The 16,810-nt window shown below is 73.0% G+C and carries 18 protein-coding genes, 1 tRNA gene and 2 pseudogenes; 13 read left to right on the top strand and 8 right to left on the bottom strand.

Annotated features, from left to right (window positions below; genetic code table 11):
• Nucleotides 1-28: 28 nt before the first annotated feature.
• Complete coding sequence (locus HDC93_RS01180) at nucleotides 29-1,207, bottom strand: Glu/Leu/Phe/Val dehydrogenase dimerization domain-containing protein (protein WP_185006254.1); 1,179 nt, start codon at nucleotides 1,205-1,207, stop codon at nucleotides 29-31.
• A 128-nt stretch (nucleotides 1,208-1,335) separates the two neighbouring features.
• On the opposite strand from HDC93_RS01180, the gene HDC93_RS01175 reads away from it, so the two are divergent.
• Nucleotides 1,336-2,601: an MBL fold metallo-hydrolase gene (locus tag HDC93_RS01175; protein ID WP_185006252.1), complete on the top strand. Its 1,266-nt coding sequence runs from the start codon at nucleotides 1,336-1,338 to the stop codon at nucleotides 2,599-2,601.
• Between the two features lie 254 nt (nucleotides 2,602-2,855).
• On the opposite strand, the gene HDC93_RS01170 is transcribed toward HDC93_RS01175, so the two are convergent.
• Entirely contained in the window at nucleotides 2,856-3,191 is a 336-nt protein-coding gene (locus HDC93_RS01170) for a hypothetical protein (protein WP_185006250.1), read from the bottom strand.
• 165 nt (nucleotides 3,192-3,356) lie between these two features.
• Here HDC93_RS01170 and HDC93_RS01165 point away from each other — a divergent pair, with 165 nt between their 5' ends.
• From HDC93_RS01165 to HDC93_RS01115, 11 genes are all read left to right on the top strand, one after another.
• A complete protein-coding gene (locus HDC93_RS01165) occupies nucleotides 3,357-5,723 on the top strand; it encodes a sensor histidine kinase KdpD (protein ID WP_185006248.1) in 2,367 nt (788 codons plus the stop codon).
• A gap of 68 nt (nucleotides 5,724-5,791) precedes the next feature.
• Entirely contained in the window at nucleotides 5,792-6,223 is a 432-nt protein-coding gene (locus HDC93_RS01160) for a roadblock/LC7 domain-containing protein (RefSeq protein WP_030840841.1), read from the top strand.
• 2 nt (nucleotides 6,224-6,225) lie between these two features.
• A complete protein-coding gene (locus tag HDC93_RS01155; RefSeq protein ID WP_185006915.1) occupies nucleotides 6,226-6,597 on the top strand; it encodes a DUF742 domain-containing protein in 372 nt (123 codons plus the stop codon).
• Nucleotides 6,575-7,204, top strand: coding sequence for an ATP/GTP-binding protein (locus HDC93_RS01150; RefSeq protein ID WP_185006246.1), 630 nt, complete (start codon nucleotides 6,575-6,577; stop codon nucleotides 7,202-7,204). Before HDC93_RS01155 ends, HDC93_RS01150 begins: the two co-directional genes overlap by 23 nt.
• Before the next feature lie 73 nt (nucleotides 7,205-7,277).
• Entirely contained in the window at nucleotides 7,278-7,850 is a 573-nt protein-coding gene (locus HDC93_RS01145; RefSeq protein WP_185006244.1) for a GAF domain-containing protein, read from the top strand.
• Nucleotides 7,851-8,029: 179 nt separating this feature from the next.
• Nucleotides 8,030-9,058: an L-threonine 3-dehydrogenase gene (tdh, locus tag HDC93_RS01140; protein WP_185006242.1), complete on the top strand. Its 1,029-nt coding sequence runs from the start codon at nucleotides 8,030-8,032 to the stop codon at nucleotides 9,056-9,058.
• Nucleotides 9,059-9,095: 37 nt separating this feature from the next.
• The gene (locus tag HDC93_RS01135; RefSeq protein ID WP_185006241.1) at nucleotides 9,096-10,289 is read left to right on the top strand and encodes a glycine C-acetyltransferase; all 1,194 of its coding nucleotides are present in this window, start codon (nucleotides 9,096-9,098) and stop codon (nucleotides 10,287-10,289) included.
• A gap of 36 nt (nucleotides 10,290-10,325) precedes the next feature.
• Nucleotides 10,326-11,228 carry a LysR family transcriptional regulator gene (locus tag HDC93_RS01130; protein ID WP_185006239.1) on the top strand — a complete coding sequence of 301 codons (903 nt, stop codon included), beginning with the start codon at nucleotides 10,326-10,328 and terminating at the stop codon, nucleotides 11,226-11,228.
• A gap of 46 nt (nucleotides 11,229-11,274) precedes the next feature.
• Nucleotides 11,275-11,850: a helix-turn-helix domain-containing protein gene (locus HDC93_RS01125; RefSeq protein WP_185006238.1), complete on the top strand. Its 576-nt coding sequence runs from the start codon at nucleotides 11,275-11,277 to the stop codon at nucleotides 11,848-11,850.
• Entirely contained in the window at nucleotides 11,847-12,374 is a 528-nt protein-coding gene (locus HDC93_RS01120; protein WP_185006237.1) for a GNAT family N-acetyltransferase, read from the top strand. Before HDC93_RS01125 ends, HDC93_RS01120 begins: the two co-directional genes overlap by 4 nt.
• A gap of 30 nt (nucleotides 12,375-12,404) precedes the next feature.
• The gene (locus HDC93_RS01115; RefSeq protein ID WP_185006236.1) at nucleotides 12,405-12,761 is read left to right on the top strand and encodes an MmcQ/YjbR family DNA-binding protein; all 357 of its coding nucleotides are present in this window, start codon (nucleotides 12,405-12,407) and stop codon (nucleotides 12,759-12,761) included.
• Here the strand turns inward: HDC93_RS01115 and HDC93_RS01110 are convergent.
• A complete protein-coding gene (locus HDC93_RS01110) occupies nucleotides 12,731-13,687 on the bottom strand; it encodes a transketolase family protein (RefSeq protein WP_185006235.1) in 957 nt (318 codons plus the stop codon). The genes HDC93_RS01115 and HDC93_RS01110 overlap by 31 nt on opposite strands.
• Nucleotides 13,688-13,714: 27 nt before the next feature.
• Entirely contained in the window at nucleotides 13,715-14,419 is a 705-nt protein-coding gene (locus tag HDC93_RS01105) for a transketolase (RefSeq protein ID WP_185006234.1), read from the bottom strand.
• Nucleotides 14,420-14,554: 135 nt separating this feature from the next.
• On the opposite strand from HDC93_RS01105, the gene HDC93_RS01100 reads away from it, so the two are divergent.
• A tRNA-Pro gene (locus HDC93_RS01100) sits at nucleotides 14,555-14,628 on the top strand.
• An 11-nt stretch (nucleotides 14,629-14,639) separates the two neighbouring features.
• On the opposite strand, the gene HDC93_RS39560 is transcribed toward HDC93_RS01100, so the two are convergent.
• The 4 genes and pseudogenes from HDC93_RS39560 to HDC93_RS01080 all read right to left on the bottom strand — a co-directional run.
• Nucleotides 14,640-15,098, bottom strand: a complete 459-nt coding sequence (locus tag HDC93_RS39560; protein ID WP_185006983.1) for a hypothetical protein — start codon at nucleotides 15,096-15,098, stop codon at nucleotides 14,640-14,642.
• A 48-nt stretch (nucleotides 15,099-15,146) separates the two neighbouring features.
• Nucleotides 15,147-15,683 (bottom strand): NUDIX hydrolase family protein, encoded by a 537-nt coding sequence (locus tag HDC93_RS01090; protein ID WP_185006233.1) that lies wholly within the window; start codon nucleotides 15,681-15,683, stop codon nucleotides 15,147-15,149.
• A 76-nt stretch (nucleotides 15,684-15,759) separates the two neighbouring features.
• Nucleotides 15,760-16,563: pseudogene (locus HDC93_RS01085) on the bottom strand (amidohydrolase family protein); the annotation flags it as partial.
• A pseudogene (locus HDC93_RS01080) lies at nucleotides 16,563-16,793 on the bottom strand (glutamine synthetase); the annotation flags it as partial. The pseudogenes HDC93_RS01080 and HDC93_RS01085, both read right to left, overlap by 1 nt.
• Nucleotides 16,794-16,810 lie beyond the last annotated feature (17 nt).

Below are 16,810 nucleotides of genomic sequence, written 5' to 3'. Positions count from 1 at the left end.
ACGGTCGCCGTCGCGGAGGACCGGCACCTCACCGGAACCAGCCGAACCGCTCCGCGATCACCGGCAGCCGGTCCGCCGCGAGGGCGTGGGCGGCGGCGCGCGGTGTCGTCCCGTCGGTCCGTGCGCGGTCCAGCATCCGCTCGACCAGCGTCCGCATCGAGCGGCGGGTGTACGCGAACGCCTCCTCGGCGTCGGCACCGATGTCCCCGAACAGCGTCCACCACCACCAGGCGTTCGTCCCCGAGTTGACCACGACGTCCGGCAGCACGGTCACCCCGCGCGCGGCCAGCAGCGGCTCCGCCTCCGGCCGTACGGGCATGTTGGCGGCCTCCACGACCCAGCGGGCGGTGATCCGCTCCTGGTTCGCGGTGTCGATCGCGTACGACACGGCCGCCGGCACCAGCACGTCCGCGTCGGCCGACAGCCAGGCGCCGCCCGGCAGTTCGCGGTCGCCTGGGCGCAGCGCGGAACGGTCCACCGTGCCGTGGGCGTCCCGCGCGGTGAGCAGCGCCTCGACGTCGAGACCCGCCGGGTTGGCGATGGTGCCCTTGAGATCGGCGACGGCCACGACCGTGAGCCCCGCGCGCGTGAGGAAGCGCGCCGTGGCCCCGCCCATGGTGCCGAGCCCCTGGAGGGCGACCCGCGTCCCGGTGTACGGGACACCGGCCAGGTCCAGGGCGGCCAAGGCCGCCTCCGCCACACCGCAGCCGCCGACCAGCTCGTCCAGACCGATGCCGTCGACCTCGACCGCGAACGCGTCCCGCAGCCGCCGCCGGGCCTCGGCCTCGTCGTCCAGCAGCGGATAGACGGCCTGGATCGAGGAGACCAGCCCCGCCTCGGCCGCCGCCCGGTCGACCAGGTCCTGGGTGAGTCCCAGGTCCTCGCCCGTCGTCCAGCAGCTCTCGATGTACGGCCGCATCGCACGCAGGTAGCGCACCAGCAGCGGGTACGCCTCCGGATCCCGGGGATCGCAGTCGATGCCGCCCTTGGCGCCGCCGAGCGGGACGTAGCGGTTCGCGGGGTCGTAGTGCAGGGCCTCCTTCACGGTCATGCCGCGGGCGAGACCCGCGACCTCGTCCAGGGTGCAGCCCGCGCGCATCCGCAGACCGCCGCTGGAGACGCCGCGCACCAGCCGGTCGACGACCAGGAAGCCCTGCCGGCCCGTGAGGTGATCGGTCCAGGTCAGGGACAGCAGGGGGTGGGCCATACGGGCTCCTTCGCCGCCGGGATACTGAATCACCGGTCAGTATCTCCTCCGGTGGGACCCCTGTGATCCGGTGTTGCCGGAGGGGCCGACCATAATGGAAAGCCTGACCGACTCCACCTGGAGGTACCGTGGCCGGTTTCCGTACCCTGAGCTCCGGGCTCCGCGCGCTCCAGCCCCGGGCGTTCGGCGCGGATCCGAGCGGTGAGCGCATGGCGCGCATCCGCAGATCGCCCCATTTCAAGGACGGGGTCTTCCAGAACCCCGGCGGTCCCGCGCGGACCCGGCCCTCGGGCTCGACCCTGGACTTCGCGAAGGTCTTCTTCGACAAGGACACCCGGCCCCGCCGCACCCCGAAGGGCACCGTCCCGGTGCACTCCACCACCCTCGCCGACATCGCCCGGCCCCCCGCCACCGGCCTGCGGCTGACCTGGATGGGGCACTCCAGCGTCCTCGCCGAGATCGACGGCCGGCGCGTCCTGTTCGACCCGGTGTGGGGCGAGCGCTGCTCCCCCTTCTCCTTCGCCGGGCCCAAGCGGCTGCACCCTGTCCCCCTGCCGCTCGCCGCGCTCGGCCCGGTCGACGTCGTGGTGATCTCGCACGATCACTACGACCATCTGGACATGCCCACCATCAAGGCCCTAGCGGGCACGGACACCCTGTTCGCCGTGCCCCTGGGTGTGGGCGCACACCTGGAGCACTGGGGCGTCTCCGCCGATCGGTTGCGCGAGCTGGACTGGCACGAGTCCACCAAGGTCGGCGGCCTCACCCTGACCGCCACCCCGGCCCGGCACTTCTGCGGCCGCGGGCTGCGCAACACCCAGCACACCCTGTGGGCCTCCTGGGTCGTCGCCGGGGACGAGCACCGGATCTACCACAGCGGTGACACCGGCTACTTCGACGGCTTCAAGGAGATCGGCGCCGAGCACGGGCCGTTCGACGCGACGATGATCCAGATCGGCGCTTACTCCGACTTCTGGCCCGACATCCACATGACCCCCGAGGAGGGCATGCGCGCCCACCTCGATCTCCAGGGCGGGCCGGAGCACGGTCCGATGCTGCCGATCCACTGGGCCACCTTCAACCTGGCGACCCACCCGTGGGCGGATCCCGGCGAGGGGGCGCTCGCGGCCGCTCGCGCGGTGGGTGCCGGTGTCGCCCTGCCCCGCCTCGGCGAGCCCTTCGAGCCCACGGCCGAGACGGTCCCGTCGGAGCCGTGGTGGCGTGGGGTGGCGCTCGCCCCGGGGGGCGGTCGCGCGGTGGGGGAGGCCCTCGCCGGAGCCGGCATCAGGACCGCGTCGGACGCGGCAGTCGTGGCCCAGGCCGACACGGTGAGTGACGGCGGTCGCGGGGCCGGCAAGGGCACCGAGGACCCCGAGACGCTCTCGGCGAGCTGACCCGGGACGCACGGCGGACGAACGGCGAGGGCCGGGGAGTGAGGGGCTCCCCGGCCCTCGCTGTCTGCGTCTGACCGCTTCTGACCAGGTCGTATCGGGCTCTTTGCGTTCCTGGTCGGATATGCCGAGGTGTTATCGGTCTGTCGTGCGAGGCCTCATACCAGAGCGGGACGCTCACCGTATGAGTTTGTCAACTGCCCACCGCACATGATGCGCTGGCGACTACTGTCAGTGGCCGTCGGGAAGCAGGCGGATCAGGGAGCGGGGGCCGGCACGTGCAGGCGCAGGGCGGACGAGGGAGTCGACGCGACGGGGATCCCCGCTGCCCACGCGCCACCGACGCCGGCACGGGCGCGGCCGAGGAAACGGGTGCCGGTGCCGGCCGCGCGGGCACTGCCGACGATCGCGCGGGCACCATCGTCGACCGCAGGGGAACTGCCGTCGGTGGCGCGGGAACCTCCGTCGGTGGCGCAGGTGCGCCCCGGCCCGGCCAGAGTGTGGCCCGGCCCGACGAGGGTGTGGCCCGGTTCGGCGAGGGCGTGGCCCGGTTCGGCGCGGGAGCCGTAGGGGCCTCCGGCCCGGGGCGGCACACCGGTCCCCGGGGCGTCAGTGGCGCCGGCGTCGGCGGTGGCGTGCGGAAGCCGGGGGAGGCCGGGCGCACGGCCCGGGGCGCGCGCAAGCGGCCGCGCGAACCCGGCCGCACCCCCGCAAGCCCCCCTGGCACCCCGGCCCGACGGACCAGCACGAGGACACCGATGTCTCACCTCCGCTCCCCGGCCACACGCGCAGACCGCCGTGAGGGCGGGCGGCACGGGCGGCCCGCCCTCCGTACCGCACCCGCGCTGCCCGAGACCCACATACGGCCCCGGCTGCTGCGTCTCGCGGTGCTGCCCCCCGTCGCCGTCACCCTCAGCGGCTGCGCCGCCGTCCTCTTCACCGTCCGGTCCACCGGAACGCGGCCGGGCCTCACCCTGTGGGCCGTGCTCGGCGGCGCGGTCTTCGTGGCTCTCGTCGGCATCGCCGTCGCCGCGGTCGCGGCCAACCGGGCCGCCCGGTCCGTGCACGACCGCATCAGCGTCCTGCGCCGCGGCACCGCACGGCGCGAGGCCGACCTGCGCACCCTCGTCGAGGCGCTCCGGCGCGGCGACGGCCCGCCACAGCTCGCCCCGCAGAGCCGCCACGCGGGTCCCGCCGAGGACGGCGACGACTTCGACCTCCTCGCCGCCGACCTGTCCCGCGCGCACGACGGCGCCGTCACCGCCGTCGTACAGGCCTCCCAGCTCTCCAGCCAGGCCGGCAGCGAACAGAAGCTCGAGGTCTTCGTCAACCTCGCCCGGCGCCTGCAGTCCCTCGTGCACCGCGAGATCTCCATCCTCGACGAGCTGGAGAACGAGATGGAGGACCCCGACCTGCTCAAGGGGCTCTTCCACGTCGACCACCTCGCCACCCGCATCCGCCGCCACGCCGAGAACCTCGCCGTGCTCGGCGGCGCCGTCTCCCGCCGCCAGTGGAGCAACCCGGTCTCCATGACCGAGATGCTGCGCTCGGCCATCGCCGAGGTCGAGCAGTACTCGCGGGTCAAGCTCGTGCCGCCGATCGACGGGCAGCTGCGCGGCCACGCCGTCGCCGACGTCATCCACCTCCTGGCCGAACTCGTCGAGAACGCCACGGTGTTCTCCGCCCCGCACACCCAGGTCCTGCTGCGCGCGAACCTCGTCACCTCCGGGCTCGCCGTCGAGGTCGAGGACCGCGGGCTCGGCATGCCCCTGGAGGAGCAGACGCGGATGAACGCGCTGCTCGCCGACCCCGACCAGGTGAACGTCGCCCGGCTCCTCGCGGACGGCCGCATCGGCCTGTTCGTCGTCTCCCAGCTCGCCCGGCGGCACGGCATCACCGTCCGTCTCCAGACCAACATCTACGGCGGAGTGCAGGCGGTGCTCGTCGTACCGCAGGCGCTTCTCGGAGCCGAGGCGGGCGCGGGAACGCCCAGGGGAGCGGGGCAGCCGGCGGCAGGTGCCCCCGGTGCGGATGGTCCGGCGCTGCCGGGGCGGCCGGACGGGCAGGCAGGTCGGAGCGGTCCGGCCGCCCCGGGCAGGCAGGCCGGGCAGAACGGGCAGGTTGCCGCCGGTGCCGGTGCCGGTGCCGGTGCCGGTGCCGGTGCCGGTGCCTGTGGCGGTGGCGCGTCCAGGGGGCTGGCCCCGGTCGTCGACGGCGGTGAGGTCGGAGTCTCGTCCGTGCCGCTGCCCGTGCCCGGAGCAGGGCCCTCTATTCCGCTCACCGCACCCACCGCGTCCCCCTCTTCCACCGCGCCCCGAGGGTACGAGCAGGAGGCCGAACCGGCCCAGGGCGGGAGCGCACGGGACGGGAGGCCCGCGCCCCTGCCCATGCGCGGGGCCCGCCGGGAGCGTCCCACCCCGGCCGAGGCACGGCCCGGTATCAGTCCCGACGGCCGGCGGAGCCTCGCCGAGAACGTCACCGAGCCGCCCACTCCACGCAGCGGCACCGTCCGCGGCACCATGGGAAAGCCCCAACTGCCCCGTCGCCGCGCCCAGGAGCACATCGTGCCCCAGCTGCGAGACGGCCCGACGCCACGCCAGGACCCCGAGTACCTCGTGGGCCACGACCCCGGTCTGATGGCGGCCTTCCAGCGCGGCATCAGTCTCGCGGAGGCCCAGCAGAGCATGGAGGCCGGCAACACGGAGTGGGGGGACACGGGGTCCGCGCACACGGCGTCCGCGCACACGGCGTCCGCGCACACGGCGTCCGCGCACACGGCGCCCGCCCACATGGCCTCCTCCTACGTGGACTCCGCCCACATGGCCTCCTCCTACGTGGACTCCGCCCACACGGACTCCTCCTACGTGGACTCCGCCCACATGGACTCCGCCCACACGGACCCGGCAGCCACGGGCTCCACCCACACGGACCCGGCAGCCACGGACTCCGCCCACACGGACCCGGCAGCCACGGGCTCCACCCACAGGGACCCGATGCCCGTCCGCCCGGTCCACCTCGAGGCGCTCCCCTCGGAGCTGTCCCCCTCGAACAGGCCGACGCCCGGGTCCCGTTCCGACCACCGCACGACCACCACCCGGCAGGACGGGAGCGCATCCGCCGGATGACCACCCCCCTTTCCACCCCCACCCCCAGCGCTCCCGCAGACCTTCGTACCCCAAGGAGTCGATCCACCATGGCGAGCGATGCGCCGACCGCCCATGTATCCGATCTCGACTGGCTGATGAGCGGCCTCGTGCAGCGCGTACCGCACACGACCGCCGCGGTGCTGCTGTCCTGCGACGGGCTCGTGAAGTCCGTGCACGGTCTCGACCCGGACAGCGCCGACCACATGGCCGCCCTGGCCTCCGGCCTGTACTCCCTCGGCCGCAGCGCCGGTGTCCGCTTCGGCGACGGCGGCGACGTGCGGCAGGTCGTCGTCGAACTCGCCTCGACCCTGCTGTTCGTCACCACCGCCGGCTCCGGCACCTGCCTCGCCGTGCTCGCAGGCCGCGAGGCCGACGCGGCCGTGCTGGGCTACGAGATGGCGATGCTGGTCAAGAGCGTCCGCCCCTACCTGGTGACCGCTCCCCGGCAGTCCGTCGAATCCCCGGCGATGAGGCCTTGAGCGTGACGGCGGCCGGTGACGGGCCCTGGCTCGACGACGCGGCCGGGCGGCTGGTGCGGCCGTTCACGGTCAGCAACGGCCGCACCCGTCCGACCGTCGCGCTCGACCTCGTCTCGCAGGTGATGGCCACCGGGGCGACCCCCCTCGGCTATCTCGGCCCCGAGCACGCGCAGGCGCTCGAACGGTGCCGGGTGCCCGTCGCCGTCGCCGAGGTCGCCGCCCATCTCACGCTGCCGGTGGCCGTCACCAAGGTGCTGCTGGCGGACCTCGTCGACTGCGGGGCGTTGACCACCAAGCCCCCCGCGTTCCACCACACCCCGACGGACCGGGCCCTTCTGGAGGCAGTGCTCGATGGACTACGACGACAGCTCTGACTACACCGACGGACCGGGCCGCGGCGCCGACCCGTTCCCCACCGCGCTGAAGATCCTGGTGGCGGGCGGGTTCGGCGTGGGCAAGACGACCTTCGTCGGCGCGGTCAGCGAGATCGCGCCGCTCAGCACGGAGGAACTGCTCACCACCGTCAGTGCCGCGACCGACAACCTCGACGGCATCGAGAACAAGGTCGAGACGACCGTGGCCATGGACTTCGGCCGCATCACCCTCGACCCGCAACACGTGCTGTACCTGTTCGGCACACCCGGGCAGGAGCGGTTCTGGTTCATGTGGGACGAGTTGTGCGAGGGCGCGCTCGGCGCGGTCATCCTCGCCGACACCCGTCGGCTGCAGGAGTGCTTCGCCGCCGTCGACTTCTTCGAACAGCGCGGCCTCGGCTTCATCATCGCCGTCAACGAGTTCGACGGCGCCTACCGCTACGACCCCGAGGAGGTGCGCGGTGCCCTGGACCTGTCGGACGACGTGCCCGTCGTCTGCTGCGACGCCCGGATCTCCAGCTCCGGGGTCCAGACCCTGCTGACCCTGGTGCGCCACCTCATCGCCCACACCCCGGCCCCCGCGACCGGGTACGGCGCCCACACGTGACCCCCTCACACCCGCCACGGAGGCCCTATATGACGCGAGATATGACGCGAGTTCACAAACCAGGAGCATGCCCATGACCTACGACCCGCCACGCCCGGCCGGTCGTCTGCTGCTCACACCCGAGGACAAGGAGGCCCCCGCCCGCACCCGCCGCCTGCGCAGACTGGGCCTGGGGGAGCGCCCCGACCCCGCACTGGACTCCTTCGCGCACCGCCTCGCCGAACTCACCGGTGCGCCGTACGCCATGGTCAACCTCCCCGACGAGCAGGGGCAGTTCTACGCGGGCCTGCACGTGCCGGCCGTGGCGCCGGTGGTGCGCAGCGACGGCACCAGCCCGCGCCTCAGCCGTGCCCTGCCCCGCGACCACGGCTTCTGCCCCCATGTGGTGGCGCGCCGCAAGGCCCTCGCCCTGGAGGACGTCGGCGACTATCCGCGGTTCGCGGGCAATCCGGTGGTCGACGAGTTCGGCATCCGCTCCTATCTGGGGGCACCGCTCATCGACGGCACGGGCCTGGTGCTGGGCACCATCAGCGTCGCCGACGTCGAGCCGCGGCCGTGGGGGAAACCGGGCCTGACGGCGATCAAGGAACACGCCGCGCAGCTCGCCGTGGAGCTGGAGAGCCGGGACGGCCTGCCGCCCTACTGAAACCCGGGTTTCGCGCGGGCCCCCGGGGCGTGAAGGAAAGCTGCGGCGGCGCTTAAGAAATCCTCGATGGACCGGCGCGCCCGCCGTACGGCAGATTTCAGTGCGATCCCACTCCTCTCCCGGTCCAGGGGTTCCTTCGGCATACCCGGAGCCGGGACGTACCCCCAGGAGCCGTAGCGGTGAAGGCGCTGGTCAAGCAGAAGGCGGAACCCGGGCTGTGGCTCGTAAACGTCCCCGAGCCCATCGTCGGGCCCGGCGACGTACTCATCAAGGTGCTGCGCACCGGAATCTGCGGCACCGACCTGCACATCCGGGCCTGGGACGGCTGGGCCCAGCAGGCGATCAGCACTCCGCTCGTGCTCGGACACGAGTTCGTCGGCGAGGTCGTCGAGACCGGACGGGACGTCACCGACATCGCGATCGGCGACCGCGTCAGCGGCGAGGGCCACCTGGTGTGCGGCAAGTGCCGCAACTGCCTGGCCGGGCGCCGGCACCTGTGCCGGGCGACCATCGGGCTCGGGGTGGGCCGGGACGGGGCGTTCGCCGAGTACGTCGCCCTGCCCGCCGCCAACGTCTGGGTGCACCGGGTGCCCGTCGACCTCGACGTGGCCGCGATCTTCGACCCGTTCGGCAACGCCGTGCACACCGCGCTGTCCTTCCCGCTCGTCGGCGAGGACGTCCTGATCACCGGCGCGGGACCCATCGGCCTGATGGCCGCCGCCGTGGCCAGGCACGCCGGCGCCCGCAACGTCGTGATCACCGACGTCAGCCCGGAGCGGCTGGAGCTGGCCCGCAAGATCGGTGTCAGCCTCGCGCTCGACGTCTCCGGCTCCACCATCGCCGACGGGCAGCGCACGCTCGGACTGCGCGAGGGCTTCGACATCGGCCTGGAGATGTCCGGCCGCCCCGAGGCCATGCGCGACATGATCGCCAACATGACGCACGGTGGCCGGATCGCGATGCTCGGCCTGCCCGCGCAGGAGTTCCCCGTCGACTGGGCCCGCGTCGTCACCTCGATGATCACCATCAAGGGCATCTACGGCCGCGAGATGTTCGAGACCTGGTACGGCATGTCGGTCCTGCTGGAGGCCGGCCTGGACCTCGCGCCCGTCATCACCGGCCGCTACGGCCACCGCGACTTCGAGGCGGCGTTCGAGGACGCGGCGAGCGGCCGCGGCGGCAAGGTCATCCTCGACTGGACCGCGTAACCCCCCTTCTCCGCGAGCACCTTAGGAGCTTCCCCTCATGTTCGACTCCGTGCGCGACGACCTGCGTGCCACCCTCGACGAGATCCGCGCCGCCGGCCTGCACAAGCCCGAGCGGGTGATCGGCAGTCCGCAGTCCGCCACCGTCAACGTCACCGCGGGCGGCCGTCCCGGCGAGGTCCTGAACTTCTGCGCCAACAACTACCTCGGCCTCGCCGACCACCCCGAGGTCGTCGCCGCCGCCCACGAGGCCCTGGACCGCTGGGGCTACGGCATGGCCTCCGTCCGCTTCATCTGCGGCACCCAGGAGGTGCACAAGGAGCTGGAGGCGCGCCTGTCGGCCTTCCTGGGCCAGGAGGACACGATCCTCTACTCCTCGTGCTTCGACGCCAACGGCGGCGTGTTCGAGACGCTGCTCGGCCCGGAGGACGCGGTCATCTCCGACGCCCTCAACCACGCCTCCATCATCGACGGCATCCGCCTGTCCAAGGCCCGCCGCCTGCGCTACGCCAACCGTGACCTGGCCGAGCTGGAGGCCCGGCTCAAGGAGGCCTCCGACGCGCGCCGCCGCCTGATCGTCACCGACGGCGTCTTCTCCATGGACGGCTACGTCGCCCCGCTGCGCGAGATCTGCGACCTCGCCGACCGCTACGACGCGATGGTCATGGTCGACGACTCCCATGCCGTCGGCTTCGTCGGCCCCGGCGGCCGCGGCACGCCCGAGCTGCACGGCGTCATGGACCGCGTCGACATCATCACCGGCACCCTCGGCAAGGCCCTCGGCGGCGCCTCCGGCGGCTACGTCGCCGCCCGCGCCGAGATCGTCGCCCTGCTGCGCCAGCGCTCCCGGCCGTACCTGTTCTCCAACACCCTCGCCCCGGTCATCGCGGCGGCCTCCCTGAAGGTCCTCGACCTGCTGGAGGCCGCGGACGACCTGCGCGTCCGGCTGGCCGAGAACACGGCCCTGTTCCGCGGCCGGATGACCGAGGAGGGCTTCGACGTCCTCCCCGGCGACCACGCCATCGCCCCGGTGATGATCGGCGACGCGGCGGTCGCCGGGCGCATGGCCGAGCTGCTGCTGGAGCGCGGCGTCTACGTCATCGGCTTCTCGTACCCGGTGGTGCCGCAGGGCCAGGCCCGGATCCGCGTCCAGCTGTCGGCAGCGCACTCCACGGACGACGTCAACCGCGCGGTCGACGCCTTCGTGGCGGCACGGACCGAACTGGAGGGCTGACGAGCAGCACAGAGTGCATTTGAGACAATCGATCGCATGATCGAAGCGCGGCGGCTCCACATCCTCCGGGCGGTGGCCGACCACCGTACGGTGACGGCGGCTGCCGCCGCGCTGTATCTCACGCCGTCGGCCGTGTCCCAGCAGCTCGCCGCCCTGGAGCAGGAGACCGGCCACCGGCTCGTCGAGCGCGGCGCCAAGGGGGTACGACTCACCCCCGCCGGCGAGATCCTGCTCAACCACACCAACGCGGTCCTCGCCCAGCTGGAGCGTGCCGAGGCCGAGCTCGCCGCGTACAGCTCGGGATCGGCCGGCACCGTCACGGTCGCCTCCTTCGCCACCGGCATCGCCCTGGTCGTCGCGCCCGCCGTGGCCGCTCTCGCGCGCACGGCGCCCGGGATCCGCATCCGCGTCCAGGACGCCGAGGGTGACGCCAGCCTGCCGATGGTGCTGGACCGGCAGGTCGATGTCGCCGTCGCCGTCGAGTACCGCGGGGCCCCGCCCGCCGACGACCCGCGACTGGCCCACGTACCGCTGTACGCCGAACCCTTCGACGCGGTCGTCCCCGTCACCCACCGCCTGGCCGATGCGGCCGAGGTGCCCCTCGCCGACCTGGCCAAGGACCCGTGGATCGGCCAGTACCCCGGCAACCCCTGCCATGACGTGGTGATCCTGGCCTGCGAGAACGCCGGTTTCCAGCCCCGTATGGAGCACTCCTCGGACGACTTCCGCGCGGTCGTCGCCCTCGCCTCGGCCGACGCGGGCGTCGCCCTGGTGCCGCGCTCGGCCCTGCGCGGCATGGACCTCACCGGGGTGGTCGTACGCCCCGTCGACGGAACACCCCCCACCCGCCGGGTCTTCGCCGCCGTCCGCCGGGGAGCCGAGGAGCACCCCCTGATCCGCCCCGTGCTGGACGCGCTCGGCGCGGCGGCCCGGCTGTGAGCGTCCCGTAACCCCCTCGTCTCATATCCGGGATAGTGTCCCGGACATGAGACATGACGACGAGGCGGACCCCATGGACGCCCGGCTGGGTGCGCGCCTGGCCGAGCTGCGGGCCGAACACGACTGGTCCCTGGGTGAGTTGGCCGACCGCAGCGGGGTGAGCCGGTCCACCCTGTCCCGGGCCGAGCGGGCGGAGATCAGCCCCACGGCCTCCCTCCTGAACCGCCTGTGTGCCGTCTACGGGCGCACCATGTCCCAGCTGCTCAGCGAGGTCGAGGCCGAACCGGAGACCGTCGTCCGCTCCGCCGCCCAGCCCGTGTGGCAGGACCGCACCTCCGGCTTCGTACGCCGGTCCGTGTCACCCCCGCACGCCGCCCTGCGCGGCGAACTCGTCGAGGCCCGTCTCGCACCCGGCGCCGACCTCGCCTACGACCGTCCGCCCGTGGCCGGACTGGAGCAGCACATCTGGATCCTGGAAGGCGCCCTGGAGGTGACCGCGCAGGACACCGAGCACCGTCTGGACGCGGGGGACTGCCTGCGGATGCGGGTGTGGGGCCCGACCCGGTTCCGGTGCGCGGACCCCGAGGGCGTCCGCTACCTGCTGGCGGTGGTGCGGCCGTGAACCGACTGGACGAGGCTCAACTGCTGCGAAAGACGCCGCAGTTGGCGGACCTTCTGGCCGGCACCGTGAACGGTGGTGCCTCCGTCGGCTTCCTCGCCCCGCTCGGCCGGGCGGAGGCCCTGGCCTGGTGGGAGGGCCGGGCCGCCGACGTCGCCGCCGGCCGGCTCGCCGTGTGGGTCGCGTGCGGCGGGGAGCGGGTGCTCGGCACCGTCAGCCTGGCCTTTGCCGACAAGGCCAACAGCCGTCACCGCGCCGAACTCGTGAAGCTGATGGTGGCGCCGGAGGCCCGTGGGCGCGGCCTCGGCCGCGGGCTCCTGGCCACGGCGGAGGCCGCGGCCGAGGCGGCCGGCATCACCCTCCTGCACCTGGACACCGAGACCGGCAGCCCCGCCGAGCATCTGTACCGGTCCAGCGGCTGGACCCCCCTCGGCGCCATCCCGGACTACGCGGCCGACCCCGGCGGCGTGCTGCGGCCGACGACGATCTACTACAAGCACGTACCGGTAGCCACTCCCACCAGGTGATTGTCGGTGGGAGCCGATACGGTGCCTGCCATGCCGGATGCCGAAGACGTACGACGGATCGCCTTGTCCCTGCCGGACACGACGGAGAAGATCGCCTGGAGCATGCCCACGTTCCGGGTCGCGGGAAAGATGTTCGCCACGCTGCCGGAGGACGAGACCTCCATCGCCGTGCGCTGCCCCAAGGAGGAGCGCAACGAACTGGTGCTCGCCGAGCCGGGGAAGTTCTGGATCGCCGACCACGAGTCCCAGTTCGCCTGGGTGCGGGCCCGGCTCAAGGCCATCGAGGACGAGGGCGAGCTGCGGGACATCCTCGCCGACTCCTGGCGCCAGGCGGCCCCGACCCGGCTCCTGGAGGCTCACCCCCGGCTCGGCCTGCCCGCGCAGTGACACCCTCCTGATCTCACCCGGCCGACCGCCGCCCCGAGGAACGCCGAGATGCGCTCCCGCAGCGACCGGGCGTCGAGGCCGTGGGCGGCGACATGCTCCTCAAGCCGCCCGTACCGCCGCAGTTCGCGACGGCCCACACCCAGCCCGAGGACCCGGTGCGGCACATCTGACAGCGCGTCGTTCGCGGCGGCCGTCGACGTGCCCGCCAGGTAGGGCTCCACGAGGACGATGTCCGTCCCGGCCGACTCGGCGGCCCGTCGCAGGGCGGCGCCGTCGAAGGGGCGGACGGTGGTCGCGTACAGGACGGTGACGTCCAGCCCCTCGGTGGCGGCGAGTACGGCGTGGAGCATCGGCCCGACGGCGACGACCACGCCGGAGCGTCCCTCGCGGACCGTACGGAAGCGCCGGCCGTCGACCGGCAGCGCCTGCCCGTCGGCCTGGACGGACAGCCGTACGTACACCTTGTCGTCGCCCGCGGCGACCGCGTGCCGCAGCAGCGTCTCGGCCTCGTCCGGGTGCCCCGGCACATGGACGGTCCAGCCGTCCAGAGTGTCGAGCAGCGCCACGTCGCCCGGCGCCATGTGCGTGTAGCCGCCGGCCGGCCAGTCGAAGGAGGCGGCGGCGCTCACCAGCACCGCGCCCGCCTCCTGGTGCCCGAGGTCCAGCTTCACCTGCTCGAAGGGCCGCTCCACGAGGAAGCTGGCGAAGGTGTGCACGACGGGCCGCAGCCCGGTCAGCGCCAGCCCCGCCGCCGCCCCGATCAGGAGCTGCTCCCGGATGCCGACGTCGACGACCCGCCCGGGATGGCGGCGGGCGGCCCCGGCGAAGCCGTCCGTGCCGATCGCGGCGAGGACCACCGCCACCCGGGGATCCTCGTCGAGCAGCCGGGAGACGACAGGGGCGAAACGGTCACGCATGGTGTCCATGGAAGGGAGACTCCTCGGTAGCGGAAATCAGGCGGACTTCGGCTCGACCCGGGCCACGACCACGTGCGGGCGGCCCGGGTGCGGCGCGGTGAAGGCGGCGTACAGGGCCTCGTGGTCACGGCCGTCGACGGTCAGTGCGGACCAGCCCGCCGCCTCGAAACGGGCGGCGATCCCGCCGGGGCGGGCGTAGGTGGCGGACGAGTTGTCGACGACGACGGCGTGCAGCCGGTCGAGACCGGCGGGCCCGGCGAAGGCGATCGCCTCGTGGTTGCTGCCCTCGTCCAGCTCCGCGTCCCCGACCAGCGTCCACACCCGCGGCTCGTGGAGCCCCTGGGCGCGCAGCCCCAGCGCCGTACCGACGGCGATCGGCAGCCCGTGCCCCAGCGATCCGCTGCCGATCTCGGCCCCCGGCACGAGCGTCCGGTCGGGATGGTGGCCGAGCGGGGAGTCGTACGAGCCGAAGCCCGGCAGCCACTCCACCGGCAGGAACCCCTTGGCGGCCAGCACGGCGTAGTACGCCATCGGCCCGTGCCCCTTCGACAGCAGGAACCGGTCCCGCCCGGGGTCGTCCCTGCCCTCCGGGCTCACCCGCAGCACCCGGTCGTACAGCACCCACAACACGTCCAGCGTGGACGTCGCGGCCGGGCCGTGCTTCTCGTCGCCGGTCATCAGGCCCATCAGGCCCGCCAGGTCGGCATGCGTGTACGTGTACGTCTGTGTCGCGTCGGTCATGACGACGAGCGTGCAACCTCAATCAAGCTTGAGGTCAAGCGGTGCCACCCGGAAAGGGATGCGCGATCACCGGTGTGAGTGCGGTATTGTTTCCCTGCGCGTTCGGCCGGGGGAACTCCCAGGTCAGACGGGCATCGGGACGTGGCGCAGCTTGGTAGCGCACTTGACTGGGGGTCAAGGGGTCGCAGGTTCAAATCCTGTCGTCCCGACTGTGAGGCAGTCACTCAGAGGCCGTATCGGATTCCACGGATACGGCCTCTTGATCATTTCTACGGACGGGGAGCGCCGGCCGGCCGTCGCTGGTGGCGATCCTGGTCGCCATCTCGGTGAGCTGTCGGCAGGCCTGCGCGATCTCCCGCTCGGTCTGGGCGCGTTCCCCCACGGCCGCCCCGAGCAGAAGCGCGGTCAGCGAGGCGGAGGCGTTGAACGCCTGCAGGGTGAGGGCGCCGTACCGTGCGCCGACCAGGTCCATGGCTGTGGTCACGATGCGGTGCAGCACCGCGGGCAGCTCCACCTCGCGGCTGATGGCCACCACGGCGTCCAGCAGGCCCTGCATCCGGTCCGTCGCGTCCAGCAGGGCGCGCAGCTGCTCGTCGATCCGGCTCAGCTCCGTACGCAGGCGCGCATGCAGCTCGGGCAGATGCGGCTGCCCCGGGAACGGGTCCTGATCCGCCTCCATCACGAACACCTCCGGGCCGGAGGTCGGTCACGTGAAAGAGCTTAGGCCTCAGATCGCGCAGCCCGCATGCGCCAGCGCCTGCTTCAGCAGCACCCCGTGCCCGCCCGGCATCTCGCTCTGCACCGCCTCCGAGACGGCGTCCTGGGGGCTGAACCACACCAGGTCGAGCGCGTCCTGCCGGGGCCGGCAGTCGCCCGTCACCGGCACGATGTAGGCCAGGGACACCGCGTGCTGGCGCGGGTCGTGGTAGGCGGTGATGCCCTGCGTCGGGAAGTACTCCGCGACCGTGAACGGCTGGAGCGACGCCGGGACGCGGGGCAGCGCGACCGGGCCGAGGTCCTTCTCCAGGTGGCGCAGGAGGGCGTCGCGGACGCGCTCGTGGTGCAGCACGCGGCCGGAGACCAGCGTCCGGCTGACCGTACCGTCGGGGCCGATGCGCAGCAGCAGGCCGACGCTGGTCACCTCGCCGCTGTCGTCGACGCGGACCGGGACGGCCTCGACGTAGAGGATCGGCATGCGGGCGCGTGCCATCTCCAGCTCGTCGGAGGACAGCCAGCCGGGCGTGGTTTCGGTCATGTCAGACATTGCTTGATCATACTTTCAGCCGTTCGGACTTCCTGGGTAGCCGCTCCAGGAGAACTGTGACCGGCCACACGCCTGTTCAATCGCCCTCCGGCCCGTCGGCCTCCAGCCGGTAGACCCGCAGGGCGTTGTCCCGCCCGGTCCACCGCGCGATCCGCAGCGCGTCCGGCAGGGGCAGTTCGTCGGCGTCCACGCGCTCCTGGAGCAGTTCCGCGAGGCCTTGCCGGAAGGCGAGCGCCCCGAGGTGGTAGAACTCGGCCACACCGTAGGCGTCGGAGCTGTACAGCAGTTTGCGGAACGGTGTGATCTCCAGGGCCTCCGCGAGGACCGCACCGGCCCGGGCGGGGCCGACGTGGTGCAGGGTGAGTCCGACGTCGAGGTACACCCGCTCGAAGACCGCGGCGAGGTAGGCCGCCTGTCGCTGGTAGGGCCAGCAGTGCAGGAGCAGGACGGGGATCGTCTGGGCGGTGAGGTGCAGCCAGTCGGTGAGGTGGGTGGGGTCGACGCGGTGCAGCCGGATGTCGTTGTCGCCGAAACCGGTGTGCAGCTGGAGCGGCAGACCGAGGTCGACGGCGGTCCACATCAGGTGCCGCACGAGGACCGGGTCGTCGAGGCGTCCGCCCCCGGAAAGCCAGCGCCGGGCCGCTTCGGTGACCTGCGCCTGCGAGGGGCGGGCCGGGTCCAGGTCGAAGCCGGTGCGGTAGGCCGCCACCGACTTCACGGCCACCACGCCGGGCCGCCGCACGGCGGCCAGCGCGGCCGCGTGGAAGGCGTCCGCGTAGGCGTCCGGTTCGACCCCCGCGGCCCGCACCGCCTCCGCGACGCCCTCCAGCCGTACGACCTCGTACGCGGTCCCGCCCGCGGCCTCGGCGATCTCCGGCGGGAGTCGTTCGCCAGGAACGTGTCGAACACCGGTGACATGCCGACGCCCCAGGCCGCCGCGGCGGCGAGCCGGGCCGTCGGGACGGTCTTCACCCGGCCGATGCCCGCGGTGTCGACGTAGGCCAGCACGACGCCGTGCACACCCCGCCCGGCGAGTTCGCCGCTCAGCGCGGTGGCCCGCTCGACGTCGCCGGGGCGGCCGCCGGGCACGGGATCGGCCAGGGTGGTCATGTGTCCTCCGCGGTTGT

Origin of the sequence: Streptomyces sp. AK010 (genome assembly GCF_014207295.1) — a bacterium.
Taxonomy (GTDB): Bacteria; Actinomycetota; Actinomycetes; order Streptomycetales; family Streptomycetaceae; genus Streptomyces; species Streptomyces massasporeus.
Note: the sequence above shows the minus strand (reverse complement) of the source record. Positions and strands in the feature narration are given on the sequence as shown.

Coding starts and splice junctions, on each gene's coding strand:
- HDC93_RS01180 (WP_185006254.1), bottom strand. CDS start 1,207: ATGGCCCACCCCCTGCTGTCCCTGACCTGGACCGATCACCTCACGGGC.
- HDC93_RS01135 (WP_185006241.1), top strand. CDS start 9,096: ATGTTCGACTCCGTGCGCGACGACCTGCGTGCCACCCTCGACGAGATC.
- HDC93_RS01105 (WP_185006234.1), bottom strand. CDS start 14,419: ATGACCGACGCGACACAGACGTACACGTACACGCATGCCGACCTGGCG.
- HDC93_RS01110 (WP_185006235.1), bottom strand. CDS start 13,687: ATGGACACCATGCGTGACCGTTTCGCCCCTGTCGTCTCCCGGCTGCTC.
- HDC93_RS01115 (WP_185006236.1), top strand. CDS start 12,405: ATGCCGGATGCCGAAGACGTACGACGGATCGCCTTGTCCCTGCCGGAC.
- HDC93_RS01160 (WP_030840841.1), top strand. CDS start 5,792: ATGGCGAGCGATGCGCCGACCGCCCATGTATCCGATCTCGACTGGCTG.
- HDC93_RS39560 (WP_185006983.1), bottom strand. CDS start 15,098: ATGGAGGCGGATCAGGACCCGTTCCCGGGGCAGCCGCATCTGCCCGAG.
- HDC93_RS01125 (WP_185006238.1), top strand. CDS start 11,275: ATGAGACATGACGACGAGGCGGACCCCATGGACGCCCGGCTGGGTGCG.
- HDC93_RS01090 (WP_185006233.1), bottom strand. CDS start 15,683: ATGTCTGACATGACCGAAACCACGCCCGGCTGGCTGTCCTCCGACGAG.
- HDC93_RS01145 (WP_185006244.1), top strand. CDS start 7,278: ATGACCTACGACCCGCCACGCCCGGCCGGTCGTCTGCTGCTCACACCC.
- HDC93_RS01165 (WP_185006248.1), top strand. CDS start 3,357: ATGTCTCACCTCCGCTCCCCGGCCACACGCGCAGACCGCCGTGAGGGC.
- HDC93_RS01150 (WP_185006246.1), top strand. CDS start 6,575: ATGGACTACGACGACAGCTCTGACTACACCGACGGACCGGGCCGCGGC.
- HDC93_RS01130 (WP_185006239.1), top strand. CDS start 10,326: ATGATCGAAGCGCGGCGGCTCCACATCCTCCGGGCGGTGGCCGACCAC.